Source organism: Caulobacter sp. GW822-FHT01G02 (genome assembly GCF_058802865.1).
The window spans coordinates 1-844 of sequence record NZ_JBXAON010000025.1; the positions used below are offsets into that span (position 1 = coordinate 1).

Genomic DNA, 844 nt, shown 5'->3' on the forward strand with positions numbered 1-844 from the left:
AGCGCGTTGACCGCGCGGATCGACATCACCGGGCCTTCGAAGGTGCTCATGCCGTAGAAGGCGATCGACACCACCATCATCCGCACCACCGGGTCGGTGCGCAGCTTGTCCCAGGCCCCCGATAGCGTCATCAGGCCGTTGATCATGCCGCCCCAGGACGGCATCCACAGCATGATCGAGAAGGTCATGCCCAGGGTCTGGGCCCACTGCGGCAGGGCCGTGTAGTGCAGGTGGTGCGGGCCGGCCCAGATGTAGATGAAGATCAGCGCCCAGAAGTGCACGATCGACAGGCGGTAGCTGTAGACCGGACGCTCCACGCGCTTGGGCACGAAGTAGTACATCATGGCCAGGAAGCCGGCGGTCAGGAAGAAGCCGACGGCGTTGTGGCCGTACCACCACTGCACCAGCGCGTCCTGCACGCCCGAGAAGACGCCATAGGACTTGTGGTTCAGCAGACCCACCGGAATGGCGGCGTTGTTGACCAGATGCAGCAGGGCGATGGTGACGATGAAGGCCAGGTAGAACCAGTTGGCCACGTAGATGTGGGGTTCCTTGCGCTTCCAGATCGTGCCCAGGAACACCAGCAGATAGGCGACCCAGACGATGGTCAGCCACAGGTCGGTGTACCACTCCGGCTCGGCGTATTCCTTGCTCTGGGTCGCGCCCATCAGATAGCCGGTCGCGGCCAGCACGATGAACAGCTGATAGCCCCAGAACACGAACCACGGCGCGATGCCGCCCGCCAGCTTGGCCTTGCAGGTGCGCTGCACGACCCAGAACGACGTGGCGATCAGGGCGTTGCCCCCGAAGGCGAAGATCACCGCCGAGGTGTGCAGCGGCCGCA

The 844-nt window shown here is 64.1% G+C and carries 1 protein-coding gene; it reads right to left on the reverse strand.

Annotated elements, in window-relative coordinates; genetic code table 11:
• On the reverse strand, positions 1-844 hold an 844-nt coding region (locus tag AC1RNC_RS26100), incomplete at both ends, for a cbb3-type cytochrome c oxidase subunit I (RefSeq protein ID WP_492888883.1).